Below are 3,079 nucleotides of genomic sequence, written 5' to 3'. Positions count from 1 at the left end.
GCGAGTTTTGTGATATCCCAGCTCCAGATTTCGTTGGGTCTGGTAGCGAGTAGTTCCGGTTTCTTTCGGGCGGGGTGGGCGGCCTGTGCCCGCCGCTCGACGGTCTGGGCTCGGGCCCGCAGCAGCCGGTACATGGTGGACACGCTGGCCAGGTAGACACCCTCGTCGAGCAGGGTCGCCCAGACCTGGGCGGCGGACTTGTCGACGAACCGGTCGCTGTTGAGGAGTTCCAGGAGCCGTTCACGTTCGGTGTCGTCGAGCGCTGCCGGGTGGACGGCCGGGGTCCGTGACGGGCTTTCTGTGGATTGTGCGGGGCGACGCCGGCGGTACATTGTCGCCCGTGACAGCCCGAGCAGGTCGCAGGCGACCTTGAACGAGGTCAAGGGTGCCAGCGAGGTGAACGCCTCGTCGACTATCTGCCGGGTTTCCTGCCGGAATCCGCGCTCTCGGAGATCAATTCCAGTCGGGTAGCCGGCGGGAATCGCACCCGCCGGCTCCCACGGAGTTGGGTAGGCCGCCGGCGAGGTGACCGCCTCGGGCGGTTCCTTTTCCGTCGGCCTCCCGCCGAACCCGCCGTGCAGCGTTAACTGCAACGGGCTCTCCAGTGGTTATGCCGTGGGTTGCGTGGTAGGTCGTCCGGCGTGGATCGCCTCGTGGCAGGGGCGGCAGGCGACGAGTGTTTTTCGCCGTCGCTTCGCCATGAGGCGGACCCAGGCCGGTTTTTCACGTCGTCCTGGTTTGTTGAGGTCGGCGAGGTGGCGGATGTGGTGTACTTCCACCTGCTCCGTCGCTCCGCACAGTTCGCCCGCGCCCGCGAGGAGCCGGTGGATCAGCTCGTTGCCACGGGCCGTGGCCAGGATCGGCGCTCGATCTTCGAGGGCAGCCGTTGGCTTCCGGTGCAGCGGTATACCTCCGAAACGCGCTACCAGTGGTTTCCTTCCGTCGTCACGCTGGATGGTGACCTCAAAGCAGGTGCGCGGTCCGTGGTCCGTCTTCACGGTGGCCTTGTACTTGTGGGCCATCGCGTTGACGGTGGATCTGTGTTTGCCTGCCAGGGTCTTGAGCATGGCGGTTTCCATGACCCAGCGCAGTTTCTGGAGCCGGTAGACGTCACCGGCAAGCAGGTAGTACTGGACGATGCCCCGGTACTCGGCCTGGAACTTCGACACGATCGTGTAGTCGTTGTCGTGAAGCATCTGCGGCCGGGACGCGGGTTTGCCGCGCTTGCAGTACGGAGCGCACTTGTTTCTGATCACTTCTGGAGGGACCCGCAGCCCGATTGCCCCGTTGACCGCCCGGCGACCCCGGGTGATCTTTGTGTCGGAGTGCTGGGCCACGATGTCGTAGCCGAGGAAACGTGCCCGCCCGGTCTGGGCGTGGGTGATCAGCGTCTTCTCGGCGGACAGTTCCAGCCTGAGGTCGTCGCGAAGGAACTGCCGCACCCTTTCAGTGATCTCCTGTGCTTCGGCTTTCGGCCCGCTGAACCCGAACAGAATATCGTCCGCGTACCTTACGTACCGTAGCCGCCGATAGCTGGGATCGTGGGGATCCTGGCTGGGCAGCTGGCGGCGTTGCTGGCGAAGCCGGCGTAATGCTGGCCGGTCGCCGTGCCGTCGGGCACGCGCGATCGCATATTCGATTTTCTGGTAGGCAGGGTTGGATGCCCTGCGTTCGCCCCGGTTGTAGTCCGGGAGCAGGTGTGTCACGACGAAGCTGTCCAGCCGGTCGAGATATATATTGGAAAGGATCGGGGACGCCGGACCGCCCTGTACCGTTCCGGACAGTGTCGCTCCCCATTTCCAGTCCTCCAGATACCCCGCGCGCAGCATGGCCTTCAGGAGCCCCAGGAACCGGTTGTCGTGGATTCTCTCGCCCACCGTGTCGAGCATGACCTGATGGTCGAGCTCCTCGAAACAGCGGGCGATGTCGCCCTCAATGAACCAGTGCGTCCCCTTCCAGACATCGACCACCTCACCGAGTGCGGTGTGGCAGCCTCTGCCTGGGCGGAACCCGTGGGAGTGGTCGGAGAAGGTCGGCTCGTAGTACGCCTCCAACAGCAGGCGCACCACCTCGGCGACCAGCTTGTCCGACCAGGTCGGCAGGCCCAGCGGGCGTTTCTTCCCGTTCTTCTTCGGGATGTGCACCCGCTTCACCGGTTTCCATCGGTAGCGCTCGTGGCGCATCGCATCGATGATGCGGTCGATGGTAGCCAGCGACATGCCGTCCACGGTCTCCCCGGTCACCCCGGGCGTCATCGCACCCTTGTTGGAGTACAGACGCCCGTAGGCCACCAGGTACAGCGCCGGGTTGAACAACTGTCGATACACCCGCTCCAGCGGCAGTCCTCTCCTTCCACGTTCACGGAGGACACCAAGGACCATTTCGGCGCTCTGCATTACGCATGCCTCCCGTCCGTTGAGTATCCGGCCACCTGTTCCCCTTCGCCCTGTCGACATCTTTCATGCCGTCCCCGGTGGGGCGTTACTCCCACGACTACTATGGGAACTCCGTCACCTTAGGGCTCGCGCCCCTTAGGCGATCCCGCGGTACGTCCCTGCTGTACGTATCGAGCGCGACTTAGGCGTTCCACTCATCTCCTTGAATGCCCTCACTGGGCATCGCCCCACGACCCGAAGGATGCACCAGCCCACGGATCTGGCCAGTGCAGGACGTGGCATCGGTTTCAGACGTCTTTCCGATGGGTCCTCACATCTACCGTCTGGAGATTGGAATTCAGGCAATCCAGCTTTCGCCATATCACGCGGGTTCAACGGCGGCCCGCCTTCGACGCCTTCGCGACGCCCGCCGTCTTCTGGCATGCTGCTGTCCCCCGACACCCTTTCGGACCGAGGTAAGCCAGCGAACCCAAGGATCCTCCTCCGAATCCATCCCAGCTGCGCTGGGGATACAACAGAGCGCCTCACGGCGCACTCCCGGCGTGACACTCTCGCGTCACCGGGCTCTTCTTGCCCTTCTCACCAGAAGCCGTGGATCCATTGCCAGTGCGCGAACAGCGTGGGGTACTGTAAGGTGATCCTCTTCCACGCCCGGTGCGCTTTGGCAAATGTCCTCAGCCGTC

Annotated in this window: 1 protein-coding gene and 1 pseudogene; both read right to left on the bottom strand. The window is 64.0% G+C overall.

What is annotated here, in order from left to right; genetic code table 11:
- Positions 1-593 (bottom strand): annotated as a pseudogene (locus FREUN1FDRAFT_RS42715) (hypothetical protein); the annotation flags it as partial.
- 15 nt (positions 594-608) lie between these two features.
- A complete protein-coding gene (locus tag FREUN1FDRAFT_RS38575) occupies positions 609-2,396 on the bottom strand; it encodes a reverse transcriptase/maturase family protein (RefSeq protein WP_006545877.1) in 1,788 nt (595 codons plus the stop codon).
- Positions 2,397-3,079 lie beyond the last annotated feature (683 nt).

It is taken from the genome of Parafrankia sp. EUN1f, from assembly GCF_000177675.1.
GTDB lineage: Bacteria > Actinomycetota > Actinomycetes > Frankiales > Frankiaceae > Parafrankia.
The sequence above is the reverse complement of the archived record's forward strand: the minus strand, read 5'-3'. Positions and strand labels throughout refer to the sequence as shown.